Source organism: Geoglobus acetivorans (genome assembly GCF_000789255.1).
GTDB classification, from domain to species: Archaea; Halobacteriota; Archaeoglobi; order Archaeoglobales; family Archaeoglobaceae; genus Geoglobus; species Geoglobus acetivorans_B.
Genome location: NZ_CP009552.1, coordinates 476639 through 493989 on the forward strand (window position 1 = coordinate 476639; position 17351 = coordinate 493989).

The 17351-nt window shown below is 46.6% G+C and carries 20 protein-coding genes; 10 read left to right on the plus strand and 10 right to left on the minus strand.

The features are described 5' to 3' along the window. Window positions 1-5: 5 nt before the first annotated feature. The 6 genes from carA to hisG form a co-directional block, all read right to left on the minus strand. Entirely contained in the window at window positions 6-1088 is a 1083-nt protein-coding gene (gene carA / locus GACE_RS02770; protein ID WP_048090983.1) for a glutamine-hydrolyzing carbamoyl-phosphate synthase small subunit, read from the minus strand. Then, the gene (gene purC, locus GACE_RS02775; RefSeq protein ID WP_048090986.1) at window positions 1081-2106 is read right to left on the minus strand and encodes a phosphoribosylaminoimidazolesuccinocarboxamide synthase; all 1026 of its coding nucleotides are present in this window, start codon (window positions 2104-2106) and stop codon (window positions 1081-1083) included. The genes carA and purC overlap by 8 nt, the downstream gene beginning before the upstream one ends. Before the next feature lie 26 nt (window positions 2107-2132). Further along, complete coding sequence (locus tag GACE_RS02780) at window positions 2133-2603, minus strand: AIR carboxylase family protein (protein WP_048090987.1); 471 nt, start codon at window positions 2601-2603, stop codon at window positions 2133-2135. Then, window positions 2603-2884, minus strand: coding sequence for a winged helix-turn-helix domain-containing protein (locus GACE_RS02785; protein ID WP_048090988.1), 282 nt, complete (start codon window positions 2882-2884; stop codon window positions 2603-2605). Before GACE_RS02785 ends, GACE_RS02780 begins: the two co-directional genes overlap by 1 nt. Further along, entirely contained in the window at window positions 2884-4437 is a 1554-nt protein-coding gene (locus tag GACE_RS02790; RefSeq protein WP_048090989.1) for an acetyl-CoA carboxylase biotin carboxylase subunit, read from the minus strand. The genes GACE_RS02785 and GACE_RS02790 overlap by 1 nt, the downstream gene beginning before the upstream one ends. Window positions 4438-4593: 156 nt before the next feature. Continuing rightward, window positions 4594-5436 (minus strand): ATP phosphoribosyltransferase, encoded by an 843-nt coding sequence (hisG, locus tag GACE_RS02795; RefSeq protein ID WP_048090991.1) that lies wholly within the window; start codon window positions 5434-5436, stop codon window positions 4594-4596. 52 nt (window positions 5437-5488) lie between these two features. Here hisG and GACE_RS02800 point away from each other — a divergent pair, with 52 nt between their 5' ends. Continuing rightward, a complete protein-coding gene (locus GACE_RS02800) occupies window positions 5489-5887 on the plus strand; it encodes a hypothetical protein (RefSeq protein WP_048090993.1) in 399 nt (132 codons plus the stop codon). On the opposite strand, the gene GACE_RS11870 is transcribed toward GACE_RS02800, so the two are convergent. Continuing rightward, entirely contained in the window at window positions 5879-6013 is a 135-nt protein-coding gene (locus GACE_RS11870) for a hypothetical protein (RefSeq protein WP_318249274.1), read from the minus strand. The genes GACE_RS02800 and GACE_RS11870 overlap by 9 nt on opposite strands. Window positions 6014-6147: 134 nt before the next feature. On the opposite strand from GACE_RS11870, the gene GACE_RS12015 reads away from it, so the two are divergent. Beyond that, on the plus strand, window positions 6148-6243 hold the full coding sequence (locus tag GACE_RS12015; protein WP_346297626.1) for a symporter small accessory protein: 96 nt from the start codon (window positions 6148-6150) through the stop codon (window positions 6241-6243). 4 nt (window positions 6244-6247) lie between these two features. Further along, window positions 6248-7816: a sodium:solute symporter family protein gene (locus GACE_RS02805; RefSeq protein WP_048090995.1), complete on the plus strand. Its 1569-nt coding sequence runs from the start codon at window positions 6248-6250 to the stop codon at window positions 7814-7816. On the opposite strand, the gene GACE_RS02810 is transcribed toward GACE_RS02805, so the two are convergent. Then, window positions 7779-9056, minus strand: coding sequence for a tRNA (N(6)-L-threonylcarbamoyladenosine(37)-C(2))-methylthiotransferase (locus tag GACE_RS02810; protein ID WP_052400197.1), 1278 nt, complete (start codon window positions 9054-9056; stop codon window positions 7779-7781). The genes GACE_RS02805 and GACE_RS02810 overlap by 38 nt on opposite strands. Window positions 9057-9133: 77 nt before the next feature. Here GACE_RS02810 and GACE_RS02815 point away from each other — a divergent pair, with 77 nt between their 5' ends. Beyond that, window positions 9134-10861, plus strand: coding sequence for a long-chain-fatty-acid--CoA ligase (locus GACE_RS02815; protein ID WP_148305903.1), 1728 nt, complete (start codon window positions 9134-9136; stop codon window positions 10859-10861). Between the two features lie 2 nt (window positions 10862-10863). Here the strand turns inward: GACE_RS02815 and GACE_RS02820 are convergent, their stop codons facing one another. Further along, window positions 10864-11394 (minus strand): ribbon-helix-helix domain-containing protein, encoded by a 531-nt coding sequence (locus GACE_RS02820; protein ID WP_048091000.1) that lies wholly within the window; start codon window positions 11392-11394, stop codon window positions 10864-10866. A gap of 234 nt (window positions 11395-11628) precedes the next feature. Between GACE_RS02820 and GACE_RS02825 the strand changes: the two genes are divergently transcribed. The 6 genes from GACE_RS02825 (at window position 11629) to GACE_RS02850 (ending at window position 16367) form a co-directional block, all read left to right on the plus strand. Further along, on the plus strand, window positions 11629-12822 hold the full coding sequence (locus GACE_RS02825) for an ammonium transporter (protein ID WP_048091002.1): 1194 nt from the start codon (window positions 11629-11631) through the stop codon (window positions 12820-12822). Continuing rightward, window positions 12819-13157, plus strand: coding sequence for a P-II family nitrogen regulator (locus tag GACE_RS02830; protein WP_048091004.1), 339 nt, complete (start codon window positions 12819-12821; stop codon window positions 13155-13157). Before GACE_RS02825 ends, GACE_RS02830 begins: the two co-directional genes overlap by 4 nt. A 91-nt stretch (window positions 13158-13248) precedes the next feature. Further along, complete coding sequence (gene serA / locus GACE_RS02835; RefSeq protein WP_048091006.1) at window positions 13249-14835, plus strand: phosphoglycerate dehydrogenase; 1587 nt, start codon at window positions 13249-13251, stop codon at window positions 14833-14835. 73 nt (window positions 14836-14908) lie between these two features. After that, a complete protein-coding gene (locus GACE_RS02840; RefSeq protein WP_318249275.1) occupies window positions 14909-15481 on the plus strand; it encodes a DUF2150 family protein in 573 nt (190 codons plus the stop codon). After that, window positions 15471-15812 (plus strand): SWIM zinc finger family protein, encoded by a 342-nt coding sequence (locus tag GACE_RS02845; RefSeq protein WP_048091008.1) that lies wholly within the window; start codon window positions 15471-15473, stop codon window positions 15810-15812. Before GACE_RS02840 ends, GACE_RS02845 begins: the two co-directional genes overlap by 11 nt. Before the next feature lie 51 nt (window positions 15813-15863). Continuing rightward, on the plus strand, window positions 15864-16367 hold the full coding sequence (locus GACE_RS02850) for a deoxyuridine 5'-triphosphate nucleotidohydrolase (protein ID WP_048091010.1): 504 nt from the start codon (window positions 15864-15866) through the stop codon (window positions 16365-16367). A gap of 2 nt (window positions 16368-16369) precedes the next feature. On the opposite strand, the gene GACE_RS02855 is transcribed toward GACE_RS02850, so the two are convergent. Then, window positions 16370-17335: an amidohydrolase family protein gene (locus GACE_RS02855; protein ID WP_048091012.1), complete on the minus strand. Its 966-nt coding sequence runs from the start codon at window positions 17333-17335 to the stop codon at window positions 16370-16372. Between the last annotated feature and the right edge of the window lie 16 nt (window positions 17336-17351).

The following is a 17351-nucleotide window of genomic DNA, read 5'->3' on the forward strand; positions in this document are numbered from 1 at the left end:
TCACCCTAATAGCTCCTGAGCATTTTCACAAACTCGTCGAAGAAGAAGTACGTGTCATGCGGTCCTGGTCCCGCCTCCGGATGATACTGGACGCTTATAAGCGGTATCTCTTTATGCCTCATCCCCTCTACAGTCATATCGTTCAGGTTGATCTGGGTAACCTCAAAACCTTCCGGCAGGGTTTTTTCGTCAACGGCAAATCCATGGTTCTGGCTCGATATGAACACTCTGCCTGTTTCAAAATCCTTTACAGGCTGGTTTGCACCGTGATGTCCAAATTTGAGCTTGAAAGTCCTGGCTTTGAACGCTCTCGCAATGAGCTGGTGTCCCAGGCAGATGCCTGCAAGCGGGAGCTTCCCTGCCAGCTTCTTTATGGTCTCGACACTTTCCGAGATTCTGGCAGGGTCTCCAGGACCATTGGAGATGAATATTCCGTCAAAGTCGTATTCAAGTATTTTTTCAGCTGGATAGCTGTACGGGAACAGGGTAACGCTCACACCCCTGAGCAGAAGCTGCCTTACAATGCTGTTCTTTATTCCGTGATCTATTAATGCAACTTCAAACTTCTGCTCTTCTGCCTCAAATCTTTTCGGCTCTCTGACGCAGACCTTATCCACGAGGTCAAGCTCTGTTATTGAGGGCTGGTTTTTCGCCCTTTCAACGAGTTTCTCTCTATCAATGTCATCTCCAACGGCTATAACTGCTTTCATTGCTCCATGAATTCTCGTTTTTTTGGTCAACATTCTCGTGTCAACACCCTCTATTCCGGGGACTCCATATTCTTTCAGGAGCTCATCAACACTCATCTCACTTCTCCAGTTGCTCGGATGCCTGCAAAGCTCCTTTACAACGAATCCTTCCACCTTCACTCCGTCGCTTTCGAAATCCTCTCTGCAAACTCCGTAATTGCCTATGAGCGGATAGGTCATCATGAGAATCTGACCCTTGTAGCTCGGGTCTGTCAGAGCCTCAACATAACCCGTCATGGCTGTATTGAACACAAGCTCTCCTTCAGCATCTTTCTCAGCACCGAATGCCTTTCCCTCAACCACCGTCCCATCTTCAAGGGCGAGATAAGCTTTAACCATCGTACACCTCCATAAACTCGGAAATTCTTTTCATCACGTCTTTCAGACTGGGCGAGTCGAAAAACCTCATTCCTGTTATTTCGTTGCAGGCTGACATGTACATCTCCGAAACAGCATTTTTCAGGTCTTCTGGAAGTTTGGGAGGTCTTCCTGCGAGGACTCTCCAGTTCTCCTCTCCCTTGAACTTTTCGACAAGTCTGTACCATTCCGTTTTTCTGTAGTATTTTCTTAGGATCTCCTTGCTCATCTCAATACCATCGAAACTGAATCTGCACTCGTCCGGTGTGCCGACAGCATCGACCAGCATTATTTTTCTGTTCTCGTCCAGTGCAAACTCAACCTTGCCGTCCAGGTTTTCTATGCCTGCCTTCCCAACCTCTTCGGTTATGATCCTGTCAATTTTTTCAGCAAGCTCTACAAGCTCTTCAAACTCCTCTTCGCTCAATCCCGAAATCTTCAAGGCCTCCTTTCTTCTGAGATATCTGTCCGTGTCCTCAAGCTTGGTGGAAAAATCGATAACCGGTTTTTCAAGCCTTGAACCTGGACCTGGTATTTCCGTCAGCCCGAGGTCCTCGGGACTGATTTCTCCTTTCTCCAGCCTCCTGAAAACGCTGCTGCCTTCAGGCAGGGAATTCCTGTAAATCACTTCGAGAGGTATGAGGTAATTACCATTCAGATTTTTGAAAATGCTGTAATCGTATCCCGATCCAGTTTTTTCCGGCTCCACCACTCTGACCAGCCTTACCTCCATTTCATTAACTGCATCGTCCAGCTCGTTGAGCCTCTTTACCTTTCCGCCTTCAACAAGACCGATGTAGTGGGTTGAAATGCCGTCATTCTCAAGAATCTCGAAGAAATAGGCAGATATGAGACAGAGAGCTTTACCCTTGTTCTCTATGTGATCTGACATCTCTCCATAGTCGAAAACGGAATACCGGTCTGAAAAGAGAAACCTTCCGATCCCGGTTCTGTTTTCTTCCGGTTTTTTGATAACTGTCAGGTCTTTAACACTACCCATCCGGGATACCTCCTATGAAATGCATATTAAATACTTTTTGCTTCCTCATCGGCTCTCTCAATTTCCTCTTTCTTTTTTCTCTGATATTCTCTGACCTTTTCGGCCACTTCTCTGCTTTTTAAGGCGAATATCTTTGCCACCGCAAGGGCAGTATTTTCGGCGTAAATTACGAGCATCGGGGCAACACCCGAAGGCATGTTTATGCTTGAGAGAATGTCCATGCCAGCAAATTTATCGCTGATGGGTGGCGAGGCGATTACCGGCCTGAATGTGTTTGCATCTGCAAACCCGCTCAGGGCATTGCTTCTTCCTGCAATCGTTACGAACACCACGTCATCATCCTCGTATTCTCTCAGAATTTTCAGGGCTTTTTCGGGAGTTTTGTGAGCCGATGCAATTCTCAAAACGGCTTCAATACCGAAAAATTTCAGCCTTTCAGCTATTTTCTTTCCGTATTCCATATCACTTTTCGAACCCATAATTATTACTGCCTTCATCACTCCCTCCTCCTGAGTTCTTCAACAACTCTCTCATACACCTCGAAAAGGTCTTTCAGAGACTTTAATTTTATAAAATAGTATTTTTCAGGGTGTTTTACCTCGTAATCCAGTATTCCGAGGTCGTAAAGCAGTTTCAGATGTCTTGATGCGTTGTATTCTGAAATACCGAGTCTTTCGGCAATTTCATGCACGCTGAGCTTTTCGTTTTTCATGATTTCCTTCAGGATTTTTCTCCGTATTCTTGCCCTCAGCGCTCTTGCCAGTCTTTCGTCGGGCATCACATCCACCCCAGGCTTCTCAGTCTGTGGTATATCTTCCAGGGCTGGCTGACCTTTGCCTCAACAAGTCCCTCTATTCTTTCGTTTTCAAGATATGCCATAACCGCCGATACTGCGATTGCCACTGGATCGTAATCCTTTCTGACTCCATTCATTCCACGGAAAATGTCGTCCAGCCTGTGCTTCAGGTGCCTGATGTTTTTGATCGAAGCAAGAACTCTTTCCGGGATGTGTCTCTCGTCAACAAACTTTGTGTGGGTGTTGCCCTTGGCGAACTCCTCATCCTCCACAACGACCATGTGGAACGGGATGTTCGTCTCCACTCCCTCGATTATGTACTCGTAGAGCGCCCTTCTCATCCTGGCAATTGCCTCTATTCTGGTTCTTCCCCAGGTTATAAGCTTGGATATCATCGAGTCATAGTATGGTGAGATTTCATAACCCATGTGCACTCCGCTATCCACCCTTACTCCCGGACCTCCGGGGGATCTGTAATGCGTTATCCTGCCACTTCTCGGAAGGAAGCTTACAGGGTCTTCGGCATTTATTCTCGCCTCTATGGCATGTCCTCTGATCCTGACGTCCTCCTGATCGAAACTTATCCCGGTTCCGTATGCTATCCTGATCTGTTCCTTCACTATATCCATCCCGGTAACCATCTCGGTTATTGTGTGCTCAACCTGCAATCTTGTGTTCATCTCCAGGAAATACAGCTCTCCATCCTGATACAGGAACTCCATTGTGCCTGCGTTCGTGTATCCAATGTGTCTTGCACCCTTCACGGCGATTCTTCCAAATTTTTCCCTCATCTCCTCGTCGAATATTGGTGATGGGGCCTCCTCGATCAGCTTCTGATGCCTTCTCTGAATGCTGCACTCCCTCTCGCCGAGATGGAGGACCTTGTTTCCATCGGACAGAATCTGGAACTCTATGTGTCTGGGTTTTGGAAGGTATTTTTCAATGTAGACTGTTGAATCCCTGAAATACTTTTCACCGAGCTTTTTGCTTTTTTCAAACGCCCTCCTGACCTCTTCGCTGCTGTAGGCTATTGTTATACCTATTCCACCCCCACCTCCGCTGGCTTTAATTGCCACAGGGTACCCAATTTTTTCAGCAAAATCAACGGCATCATCCTCGCTTTTGAGGACGTCACTTCCGGGTACCACAGGTACTCCTGCTTCCTTCATCAACCTCCTGGCGCTGATTTTTGACCCCATTGCCTCGATAACCTCAGGTTTTGGTCCTATGAAGACGAGACCTTCCTCCTCACATCTCCCGGCAAACTCAGGATTTTCTGCGAGGAATCCGTATCCGGGGTGTATTGCCTCAGCCCCGCTCCTTTTTGCAGCATCGATTATCGCGTCAATGTTCAGGTAGCTTTTTGATGGCTCGGGCTCTCCTATGAAGTAGCATTCATCAGCATAAACTCTGTGAAACGCATGCAGGTCAGCTTTGGAGTAAACAGCAACAGTTTTAATCCCGAGCTCCTTACAGGCTCTCATAACTCTAACTGCTATCTCTCCTCTATTTGCAATCAAAATCTTCCTGAACATTGCATAGTTGCACAATATTGCAAGTTAAATAGTTTTCGAAATCTCAGAAGAGGAAATGCCCTCCAAAAAGGTTCGGCCACTTCCGGTCAGGAATAGGTGGTTTTTTGCCAGCACCAGTAAATGATTGGGTGTTGCAATCCTCCGCAGCCGTCTATGTTAAAATATCAGTCTCTGAACGGGGATGACGAGGATGTCTCTCGCTCCAGCTTTTTTGAGTTTCTGCACAACTTCGAAAAGTTCGCTCTCATGGATCACAACGTGAACTGCAACCATGCCGTTGGATTCGACCCTCATCACGGTTGGCCCCTTCAATCCCGGTGCGACACTTTTCACGTCCTCGAGCATATCTTCCGGTACATTCATCATGAGGTATACCATTCCCCTTGCATTCAGAACACTCTCGATGGCAGTTTTAAGGGCCTGAACATTGAAGTCATCGATGTAATCTCTGTTGGCTATTAAAACGGCTTCAGTTTCAAGTATCTCGTGAATGACTCTCAGGTTGTTCAGCCGGAGCGTCTCTCCAGTCGATGTCAGGTCAATAATCGCGTCCGCAATGCCCATCGCGGGGGCGATTTCGCATGCCCCGCTAACCTCAACTATTTCGGCATCAATTCCGTTATTTTCCAGAAAGCGTTCTGCGATTTTTCTGAATTCAGTGGCGATTGACTTTCCGTTCAGATCATGTATGCTGCTAATTTCGGAATTCTGAGGTATGGCAACCACTATCTTTGCCCTGCCGAAACCGAGCCTGAGGAGCACCTCAACATCGACTCCTGTTTCCTCGACCATGTCAAGCCCGGTTATTCCCACCTGTGCGGCATTTTTGTACACGTATTCCGGAATGTCCTTGGCCCTGACGAAGAGAACAGAGATGTCCTCTCTGTTTGTGCCTGCAACGAGTCTCCTTGTATCCGCCTCTACCTTTATCCCGGCAGATTTCAGCAGTTCGACTGCTGGTTCCCTGAGCCTTCCTTTATTTGGCAGAGCAATTATCATTCTGACACCACTGCATCAAAGCTTTTTAAAATCTTTATGGAGAAATTGGAACATGAAAGTCAGCGAAGCCCCCAGAACAGCAACGTCAATTATAGTCAGGAGTACTGCAAGTGCAAGGATTACCCAGTCAAAAAATCCGTTTCTCGAACTCATGAGGAGAGTTTTCAGGAAGGAAGAGGTAGCATTAAAGGCGATAAAATTTGTAACTCTTGTTGAAGAGAGGCAGAAATCCGGAAACCCGCTGAGAGTTGATGAGTGGGAGGAGACGATGAGAATGTTGGAAATGAACAGGTCCTCCTTTTATTCCATGAGAAATAAGCTGCTCGGTGCGGGAATGATAGCAATAAGGAATGGAGAATACAGGCTTTCGGGAATGTTCAGCAGAGATCTGATGGACATGGCCAGATGGTGGTGGACAGTTGTGCTTGGAAACGACCCTGAATCACTCTGATTCCTTTATATCATACTCAACAGACTCAAAACCGCATTTATGGCACTTCTTTGAGGTCCTTTTTGTCCCATTCTGCTCCTCCGTAGCTATCTCAAGTTCGTTACCGCACACGGGGCATTCGTTCATTATTAATTATTGAACAATTTTCATTTAAAAATTTTGCTATTTTTTATGTTGATGCCACTATATTTCCCGGGAATTCAGAAAGTTTTATATATTTGATACTATGTCGCACTGTAACAAATTGACAAGGTGATGAAATGCTGGGGTTTGGAGACGCGTGGACGGCAGCAGGATACGTTCTAACTCTGCTGAGTGTGATTGGAGGGATACTGTACGGTCTTTTAAGGAGGTGATCCGGTGAATACGGCGTTTTTGATTTTTATTGTTGTGCTGTATTTACTTGTAACGGGATATCTCGGGTATTATGGATTCAGAACAACAAAAAGCTCGGAAGATTACCTGGTTGCGGGCAGGAAAATACATCCTGCGGTAATGGCGTTATCTTACGGGGCGGCGTTCATCTCAACTTCCGCCATCGTCGGGTTCGGAGGTATAGCGAGTATTTTTGGCTTCCCGCTGCTCTGGCTGGCGTTCATGAACATATTTGTGGGAATAATAATAGCTTATGCGGTCATAGGCAAGAGAGTTCGGAGAAAGGGTCTCGAGCTGAACGCACTCACCTTTCCGGAGCTTCTTGGCAGGATGTATGGTTCAAGGTTCATTCAGGTATTCTCCGGACTGGTTGTTTTTCTCTTCATGCCCCTCTACGCGGGAGTGGTCCTCATCGGAGCAGCAAGGTTCATAGAGGTGTCTCTGAACGTCGATTACAACATTGCTCTGCTCATAATGTCTCTTGTGATAGCTGTTTACGTCGTCTATGGCGGGATTATTGCGGTTCTCTATACAGATGCCTTCCAGGGGCTGATAATGCTCGCGAGTATGATTCTGCTCCTGGTGTCAGTCTATGCGTGGTTTGGTGGAGCCGTTCCTGCACACGAAACGCTGACAGGTCTAAGCGACATTGCGATTAAGACGTTTGCAGGTAAGATTGACGGATATGCAGGCTGGACTGCTTTTCCGAAATTCGGCAGTGAGGCGTGGATAACGCTTGTAACCTCTCTGATCCTTGCTGTGGGTATCGGTGTTCTTGCTCAGCCACAGCTTGCCGTCAGGTTTATGACTGTTGCAAGCGACAGAGATCTCGACAGGGCAGTACCGGTTGGCTCGATTTTCATATTCTTCACGGTGGGTACGGCATTCATTGTTGGGGCTCTCAGCAACGCTTACTTCATTGAGACTGCCGGCAAGCCATCCATTGCCGTCGCAGGTGGAAACGTTGACAAGGTAATCCCTGCCTTCATCAATGCCTTCATGCCTGACTGGTTTGTGGCGGTGTTTCTTGTAACTCTGCTCGCTGCAGCGATGTCAACACTGAGCAGTCAGTTCCACACCATAGGCTCGGCTTTGGGAAGGGACGTTTTCCAGGCAGGCTTTCTTGGAGGGAGGCATGCCGAAAGGACGGTCCTCATAACAAGATTTGCAATTGCTGCAGGGATACTTTTCAGCATATTTCTCGCATACGTTCTGCCTCCCGGAGTCATTGCAAGGGGAACCGCCATGTTCTTCGCTCTCTGCGCTTCATCGTTCATGCCAGCATACATTGGTGGACTTTACTGGAACAGAGCAACGAAAACAGCGGCTGAGGCAAGCATAATTTCAGGATTCGTGGTTTCGATGATTTACATTGCCTTCTTCCACATAAAGGAATCTTCGGCTCTGGGAATAGCAAAAATGCTGTTTGGAAGGGAGGCACTTGCAGGATTCCCGTGGACGGTTCTTGATCCGATGGTTATCGCTCTGCCAGTCTCTGCACTGGTTTTTGTAGTTCTCAGTTTTCTGACAGGGGGTGGCCATAGAGGTAGTTGAACTTCGCCTCGACTATTTTCACTTTTTTGAATTCTCCTATTTTTCCACTGTCCAGTATTACCGGGCGGTACGAATCTGTTCTTGAAAGCAGTGTTCCGTTTTTGCCTTCCTTTGTTACAAGAACCCTCTCCGTTTTTCCGATAAATTTAATGTTGTTCTCAAGGCCGATCTCTCTCGTAAGCTCCGTAAGCTTTCTGCTCCTTTCCTTTTTGATCCAGTCCGGGATATCTCTGAGCTTCGATGCGGGAGTTCCTTTCCTCGGTGAGAATCTCGTTATGTTCACGATGTCCGGTTTTGTCCTTTTGATCAGTTCATAACTTCTCCAGAACGATTCTTCGGTTTCTGTTGGAAAGCCCACGATTATGTCTGTCGAGATAACAACATCATCAAAATTTCCTCTGAACTCTGAAATAACTTCCTCATAATCCTCGACAGTATGTCCCCTTCTCATATCCTCGAGGATTCTGTTGTCTCCACTCTGCACAGGAATGTGCAGGAACTTGTAGACCTTTTCTGATGAATATGCGTCAATCAGCTCGTCAAGAATCAATTTTGCATGCTGGGGATTCATCATCCCCACTCTAACTCTGAAATCTCCTTTAAGGCCGGAAATCTTCTTCAAAAGCTCAGCAAGATTTGTGCCTCTGTCCATGCCATACGCTCCCGTGTCCTGGGACGTGAGCTGTATTTCTCTGAAACCGGATTTGAGGGCCATTTCGATTTCTCTGGCTATGCTGTCTGGAGAAAAACTCCTCAGTCTGCCTCTGGCGATTTTTGTTGCGCAGTAGCTGCAGCTCCCGAGACATCCCTCAGAAATGGACACAATGGCGATGGCATTTTCGTTTAGCCTTCTCTTAAACCTGCAGAGTTCCGATTTGTCCGTGTTGGATACCTCCAGAATTTCGGCTTTTTTTCCCGATATGACATCTTCAACAGCCCTGTCAATCACATGAATGTTATCCGGGCTTACAATTGCATCTGAAATTTCAAGCATTCTCTTCCTTGAAATTCTTGCAAGACACCCTGTGGATATCACTCTTTTTCCCGAATTTTTAAGCTCGGCAATTCTTCTGATGATTTTTCTCTCTGTGTATCCTATCACCCCACAGGTGTTCACGACAACGATGTCTGCGCTTGCATCGGTATCCACAATTTCGTATTTTTCTGACAGAATCCCTCTGATCAGGTCTGAGTCTGCCTGGTTCGTTGTGCATCCGTAAGTCTCTATGTATATTTTCACAGTCTGATCTGCTCCCGAATGGCTATAAAAATTAACCCACATGGTAAATTTTAAATTATTAATCACGTAATTGAGGTATGGATGTGGAAAACATTATTGGTGTTGAGGGAAAACACCTTGGAGAGGTTAAAATAGAGGAAATTAACAGAGTATGGCTGAAACATTATGATGAATGGGTGAGACCGAGTCTTGAATTCCCTGAAATCCCGCTTTTCAGGCTCCTTGAAGATACTGCCAGAGCCAAGCCTGAAAACACAGCGATTGTGTTCTTTGGCAAAGAGATCACCTACAGGGAACTTGATGCGCTTTCGAACAAACTTGCCAGCTATCTGAAATCCCTCGGTGTGAAAAAGGGCGATGGTGTCATACTTGCAATGCCCAACATCCCCCAGTATGTCATTTCATACTATGCAGTGCTCAAAGCCGGGGGCATTGTCGTTCAGGCGAATCCAATCTACACGGAGAGGGAATTCAAGCACATCGCCAGCAACAGTGAGGCGAGGATTGCCATAATTCTTGATCAGATACTCGATAACGTCTATCCTCTGAAGAAAGACGGTTTGGTGGATCACATAATTCTTGCAAAGGTTGAGGACTACCTGCCGTTTCCACTGAGCTTTCTGTACAGTTTCAAGAAAAAGAAGGTCAGGGTGCCTGCTGTACCTGACATTCATGAATGGAAGGCTGCACTTGCCAGTGAAGAGCTTAAAGAAAGGCCTGAGGTGAATCCAAAAGAGGACATCGCAGTGCATCAGTACACCGGTGGAACCACGGGCTTTCCGAAGGCTGCCATGCTCACACATTACAACCTCGTTGCGAACGTCTATCAGACGATCGAATGGATTCCGGGCAAGGGTGAGGGGGACGTATTCCTTGGCGCGCTGCCCTACTTCCATGTGTTTGGAATGACGACAAGCATGAATGCTCCCATAGCCGTCGGAGCCCCAATGATTCTGGTTCCGGATCCGAGAGACATCAAGAGGGTGATACAGGCCATTGATAAATACCGGGTTTCAATATTCTGTGGAGTTCCAACACTTTTCAATGCAATTCTGAATCATCCTGACCTCAAAAAGTACGATCTCAGTTCCCTTAAGGCCTGCATAAGCGGAGCTGCGCCCCTCCCGGTTGAGCTGAAGAGATCGTTCGAAAAAGAGACCGGTTCCAAGCTGATCGAGGGCTATGGGCTGAGCGAGACATCTCCGGTCACTCACGGAAATCCGTTTTACGGCATGAACAAAGAAGGGAGCATTGGAATCCCGTTCCCCGATACCTACGCCCTCGTCATAGACGAGGAAGGAAAAGTCCTTCCTGTGGGCGAGATTGGAGAGCTCGCAATCTTCGGCCCACAGGTGATGAAGGGCTACTACAAGATGGAGGAAGAAACAAGAAAAACCTTGGTCAGCGGATGGCTTCTGACTGGAGACATGGCGAAGATGGACGAGGACGGCTACTTCTACATAGTGGACAGAAAGAAGGACGTCATCATAGCGGGAGGATACAACATCTATCCGAGAGAGGTTGAGGAGGTCCTCTACGAACACCCCGCCGTACTTGAGGCTGCGGTTGTTGGTGTCCCTGACAAATACAGGGGAGAGACTGTAAAGGCATTCATCGTCCTGAGACCCGAACACAGGGGAAAGGTCTCAGAAAAGGACATCGAACAGTTCTGCAGGCAGAAACTTGCAGCCTACAAGGTCCCCAGAATAATCGAATTCGTCGACGAACTTCCAAAATCAGCAGTCGGCAAGGTGCTGAGGAGGGTGCTCAGAGACCAGGAAGTTAAGAAAATGGAACAATCCTGATATCAAATTTTTTCTGTTTTTATTCTGAGCTTTGCAAATTCCTCTTTTATTTCAAATTTCAGCCCCATACCCTCGAAAACGCCTTCGAGGAATTTTTTCGTGAACTCCTTCACCTCTTCGTTGCCCGTAACTAATGTGTACTCGCCCTCTTTAACGTTCAGTCTGAAAAAGTTACATGTTTCGAGTCTTTTCAGGATGAAGTTTACGTCTTTACCCCTGAACTCGTCTGCATGAGCTTTTGAAATGTTTTCATGCACTTTCCAGAATTTCTCACTGTCCGGGTGATTTTTGATGAATCTGAGAAATGCCACCAGGTGGTCAATATCGAGTATCACATGCTCACCTTCGGAGAGCATTTCCACGTAGGTTCTGATTTTGAATGGATCATAATCTTCGAGAAAGCTGAATTCCCGGTAAAATTTGAGCAATTCTCTAAAGAACTCGCTTGCGCTGCTGAATGATTCTTTAAGCTCGTTAAATATGCTGTAGGTTTCGTCGTCAAGTGCTATGGATATTCTGGGCGGATTCTTCATAATTCTGCCATTTTCCCGTGAACTTAAAAAATTTTTGATTAAACGGAGAATACGCTAAAGATTGTTTACCTGTCGGGCCGAATTGCATAAAACTTGATAGCCTGCCCGGATTTAAATTTTGAATGGAAGATAATTTAAAATTTTTTTAGTTTTTCTGGCATTTCGCTCATGTTTTATGAAGTTTTAAGAAAATTTACTAAATAACTTTAAATACGCAATCCTGTTTGCCGGATCATGAACAGTGGAGATGTGGCGTGGATACTGACGTCTACAGCACTTGTAATGCTGATGATCCCTGGAGTGGGATTATTCTACGCCGGAATGGTGAGAAAGAAAAATGTAGTGTCAATGATCTCCTTGAGCATAGTCTCTGCAATCCTGGCTGGGGTAATATGGGTGCTGTACGGCTACTCTCTGGCGTTTTCGGGTGATGTCGGCGGGATCATTGGAGATCTTGGCAAATCACTGCTTGCAAATGTGGGTCTGGATGGCAGCGATGCAATACCTGAAATGCTGTTCATGATGTTTCAGATGATGTTTGCGGGAGTTACGCTGGCGATCATAACCTCAGCAATTGCTGAGAGGATCAGGTTTTCTGCATTCGTTCTCTTCGGGGTTCTCTGGCTGACTCTTGTTTACATCCCGTTTGCTCACTGGCTGTGGGGCAATGGGTGGCTTGCAGGCATTGGAGCGCTGGACTTTGCGGGCGGTATTGTGGTTCACGTGAGCTCAGGGTTTGGAGCCTTAGCTCTGGCATTTGCAGTTGGTAAAAGATACGGGTACGGGGAACATCCAATCGAGCCACACAGCATCCCGTTAACGCTGATAGGGGGATCGTTGCTGTGGTTTGGGTGGTTTGGTTTCAATGGGGGCAGCGCCCTGCTTGCTGACAGAATAGCCGTGAATGCCATAACTGTGACGTTCATCGCCTCATGCTTTGCGGGAATGACGTGGATGATCCTGAGCTGGATGAACGGTAAACCGGGAAGCTTGGGAATAATAACAGGTGTTATAGCAGGACTTGCGTCAATAACACCGGCTGCGGGATTCGTTGATGTTCCTGGGGCAATAGTGATCGGGATACTGGCGGGAGTGATATGCTTCATGGCACTGGAATTCAGAATAAAGAAGGGGATTGATGAGAGCCTTGATGCTTGGGCAGTTCACGGTGTTGGAGGTGCCATGGGGAGCATTGCGGTAGGCATATTTGCAAATCCGGCCATTTCAGGATATGCTGGCCTTCTTCACGGAGGCTTCGATCTGCTCCTGACCCAGTTGCTCGCAGTTGCGGTAACTGCAGCATATGCGTTCATGGTAACCTTTGCCATCGCCAAGGCGGTTGATTACGTGGTGCCGCTTAGGGTTGAGCTTGAGGAAGAGTACGTGGGCCTGGACATATCCCAGCACGGTGAGGTGGGTTACGCATGAAGATGGTTGTTGCAATCATAAGGCCTGAAAGATTTGAGGCTGTTGAAGATGCACTGGCAGAAAAGGGCTACATTGGGATGACTGTGACGGAGGTTAAGGGCAGAGGAGAGCAGAAGGGAATAAAACTTCAGTACCGAGGCACCACGATAGACGTAGATCTTCTCCAGAAAATAAAGCTGGAAATCGTGGTTGATGACAATGACGTGGACAGGGTTATCGAGATAATCTGCAAGAATGCAAGGACTGGCAAATACGGGGACGGAAGGATATTCGTGATCCCGGTGGAGAAATCAGTCAGAGTCAGGACCGGTGAAGTCATAACCTCTGACAGTTAGATGGTCTCTTATTTTTAATTATTTTTTCAGACAGTATTGTTCGAAACCGTGTTCAATAAAGTTTATATTAAGCCGAATTCTGCTGATTTTGATGAGAGTTCTGATAGCAAGCAACATAGACAGCCACGCCATTGAGAGAATGGAAAAAGAAGGTCTTGAAGTTGATGTAATGCCGGGACTCGATGAGGAAGAGCTTGAAAGGATTATTGAGAATTATGATGCCCTTGTGGTCAGGAGTTCTCCAAAGGTTACGGCAAGGATAATTGACAAGGCGAAGAAGCTGAAGATAATTGGAAGGGCTGGAGTTGGCGTTGACAACATAGATGTGAACTACGCCACCCAGAAGGGGATCGTGGTGGTCAATGCTCCTGGAGGAAACACCGTTTCGACGGCAGAACTCACAATCGGTATGATACTTGCCGCTGCGAGAAAAATCCCTCAGGCTGATAAGAGTGTGAAGGAGGGAAGATGGGAGAGGAAGAAATTCGTTGGTAAGGAACTGAGGGGCAAAACAATAGGTATAATTGGGCTCGGAAGAATAGGATACGAGGTTGCCAAGAGGGCAAGGGCATTTGAGATGAATGTGATAGCTTATGACCCTTACATCTCCGAGGCGAGAGCAAGGGAGGTGGGTGTCAGGGTTGTTGATCTGGACGAGCTTGTCAGGAATGCCGACATCATCACGGTTCACGTCCCCAAGACCAAGGAGACCGAAAACCTGATTGATGAAGATGAATTCGAGAAAATGAAGGACGGAGTCATAGTCATCAACTGTGCCAGAGGAGGTATTATTAACGAAAAAGCGCTCATCAATGCCCTTAAAAGTGGCAAAATTTATGCAGCAGCACTTGATGTTTATGAAACCGAACCTCCTGACTTCGACAGTGAGCTTTTCGGCTTCGATAATGTTGTAACCACTCCCCATATTGGTGCCTCGACAAAGGAGGCTCAGGAAATCGTGGGTATGATCATTGCGGAGGACATAATAAACATGCTCCATGGTTACCCTGTAAAAAATGCGGTAAATCTTCCGTCCCTGAGCCCAGAGGATTTCGAATTCCTCATGCCATACCTCAAGCTTGCCGAGAAGATGGGTAAGATAGCAGCAGCAAGGCTTTCGGGCAACTTTGAAAGGGTCAAAATAACATATCGAGGAAAGCTCGCTGGGAAAGACACATCCTACCTGTCGAGGGCAGTACTCAAGGGTCTGCTGGAGTACATACTGGGTCCGAACATCAATCTGGTCTCCGCACCACCCATCGCCAAAGAGAGGGGCATAGAGGTGGAGGAAAGCAAAATAGAGAAGACCGATAGCTATGAGAGCATAATCGAGATGGAAGTTCTGGGACGAAACGGCTCCATCTACATTGCCGGAACGAGCTTTGGCAGGGACGATTACCGGGTTATAAGGATCGACAAGTACAAGGTGGATTTCGTGCCTGAGGGCCATTACATTATATCCCTTCACGAGGACAAACCTGGAGTCATCGGCAGGGTTGGAACTCTCTTTGGTAGGAACAGCATAAACATTGCTGGAATGATTGTTGGCAGGCATGGAAACAAGCCGGGCGGAATACAGCTGATGCTGCTTCTCGTGGATGACCCGCCATCAGACGAAGTTCTTGAGGAAATGGAAAAGCTTGATGGCATACTGGATGCGACATACATATGTCTCTGAGCTTGGCCAACCTCTGCATTATTTTTCATCTCCATCAAAAGACTTATAACCAATCGAAGTGTTGGTGTTTCTGATGTTCTACAGTGAAGAGAGACTCGCAAACTGGCTGGAGAGGATAAACTCAGAGAAAATCGACATTGAAACCGGTGAGGGTATAGACGTATTCGACAGAATGCTCGAGGATTACATCATCGCCTGCCGAAACCTGATGAGAAGCATCAGGGCAAGGGAAATAACCAAAAAAGAAGCCATAGCGCTCATCAACGAGAGTGAAAAGGTTCTTGAACAATCATTCGACTTCGGAGACGAGCTGAAGGGAGAGCTTTTTGAAATAACCAAAGAGCAGATGAAAATAGTTCTTGAGGCTCTCAAACTTGTTATTGAGGGCAAGGTTAGCAAAAAAAGCTTTGATAAGCTTTTGAATGAGGCATTTAAGAAAGAACATGAGGGTGACATCGAGGGAGCGTTTGAGAGCGTCGTGAAAATTGCGGCGAAGGTTCTCGCTGGTGAGGAATTTCCGGAGGATATAGAGATTCCTGATGAGGACCTCATCGTGGTTGGCTGGCTGGATGCAGTCGATGCAATAAACACGATAAATGTTCTCTCCGAGATTGATAAGAGTGAGATAGAGGACGATGTGGAATAAGATCAGAGAACTCAAAAAATTCGATAAACTTGATTTTTCTCTTTACCGGTTTTTGATCGATAATTTTGGGAAAAGGGGCGATAAGGCTTTTTTCTATGTTAAGGAGGAGAGGGTCAAGAAATACAGGGACTTCTTTGTTGTTGTCGGCAATGAGGAGTACATTGTGGATGATGAGTTCTGCACCTGCAGGGACTTTCAGCTCAATTTGAAGGGTCTTAAGCCATGCGCTCACATTATAGCCGTCCATGTTGCCAGAAATATTGGCAATTTCGATGTGGTGGATGCATACTACATCGACTTCACGAATATGGGGCGGAGGATAAGAATCTGATTTTTATGGACGCCGGTTAAATTTATTAAATCATGCCCGTTTTCACCCATCATGACTGCCCTTTCAAAAAAGGAGATAAAGAACCTCATTCTGGAAAAGGAGCTGGTTGCAGATTACATTGACCTTGATACACAGCTTCAGCCAAACGGTTTTGACTGCACGCTGAGAAAGGTTGCGAGAATCTCCGGAACTGCAAAAATAGATTTCGACAACTCTGAGAGAGTCTTACCTGAAGTTGAGGAAATTGAATTCGAAAACGAATGGGTCTTTCTTGAAAAGGGGTATTACAGGGTTTATCTCAATGAAGTGGTTAGAATTCCTGAGGACATGATGGCACTTGCAAGGCCGAGATCGAGTCTGATAAGGGCCGGAGCAAATGTGCTGACAGCAGTGTGGGATGCAGGATACATTGGGCGGAGCGAGGTCGGTCTTGTTGTGTACAATGAAAACGGGATATATTTGAAGAGAAACGCCAGAATCGTCCAGCTTGTGTTTTTCAGACTCGATGACAGGACTGAGGGCTATTCTGGAATTTACAGTGGAGAAAACCTGTAAACTCAGCTGAAATAAATTTTTTCCCTTATTATGCATTCGATATCGCAGCTTTCGAGTCTTTTTATTACTGAGATTGCCGGGTTTTTCAGGTTTGGAAATCTATCCATTCTGGCCACCGTGTAGCTCTCGTAGAATGGGTTTCTCGTCGCTGCGCTGAAGAGTTTGTCAGCCTCAATGAAATTGCTTGCGAATTTGAGTTCATCGAGCATTGAGGGCGTGGCTATCATGGCATTGTCTGTCCCTATGTGCCAGTTTTCATATTCTGAAAGCGTTCTGTAGGTTTCAACGCTGAACACGTCGAAAAATGCGTTTGATCTGAAGCATGTCACGATTTTTATTCCCTCATCCAGCGCTTTTTTCAGCAGACTCTGGCCCGCCATGTTCATGTGTATCAGAAAATCCGGTTCGAGTGTTATTGCGTCCTCCACGTCTCTGCTGTCAACCTCTCCAGCATGAATAGCGAAGATCAGCCCTCTCTTTCTGGAAAGCTTTCTGCAGTATTCCAGAAGCTCTGAATCCACATCTCTCGTGCTGCTGAAATTGAATCCTGGAGAAATTTTGGATAGTGCCTCTGCCTCCTCTACGTTTGACGGTCTTGAAAGGGCTATGAGCCTTTTTTCCTGATCTGCTTTCAGGTATAGTCTGTACCCGTCAATTCCGCCCTCCCTGAATTCAAGGGATGTTGCGGAAGTTTTTTCTATCAGCTTTATGGATTTCCTCATACCCTCAATAATTTTCTCCTCCCCTGCTTCTCTTAGAACCGAAAATTTGTAGCCACCAGGCCCAACGAGCTCATAAACACTCATTTTTGGAGCTTCCACGACTGAATCTGCTATGTGGGTGTGAGCGTTGAAGAATGAGGGGAACAGAACGCAGTTTGGAGAGACGTCCGAAGCCTCGAACCTCCAGCACCTGTCTTTAATGAGAAGTCCGGTTTCACCGCTTGTGAGGTCGAGGACTTTATACATAGCAAAATTAAAATAC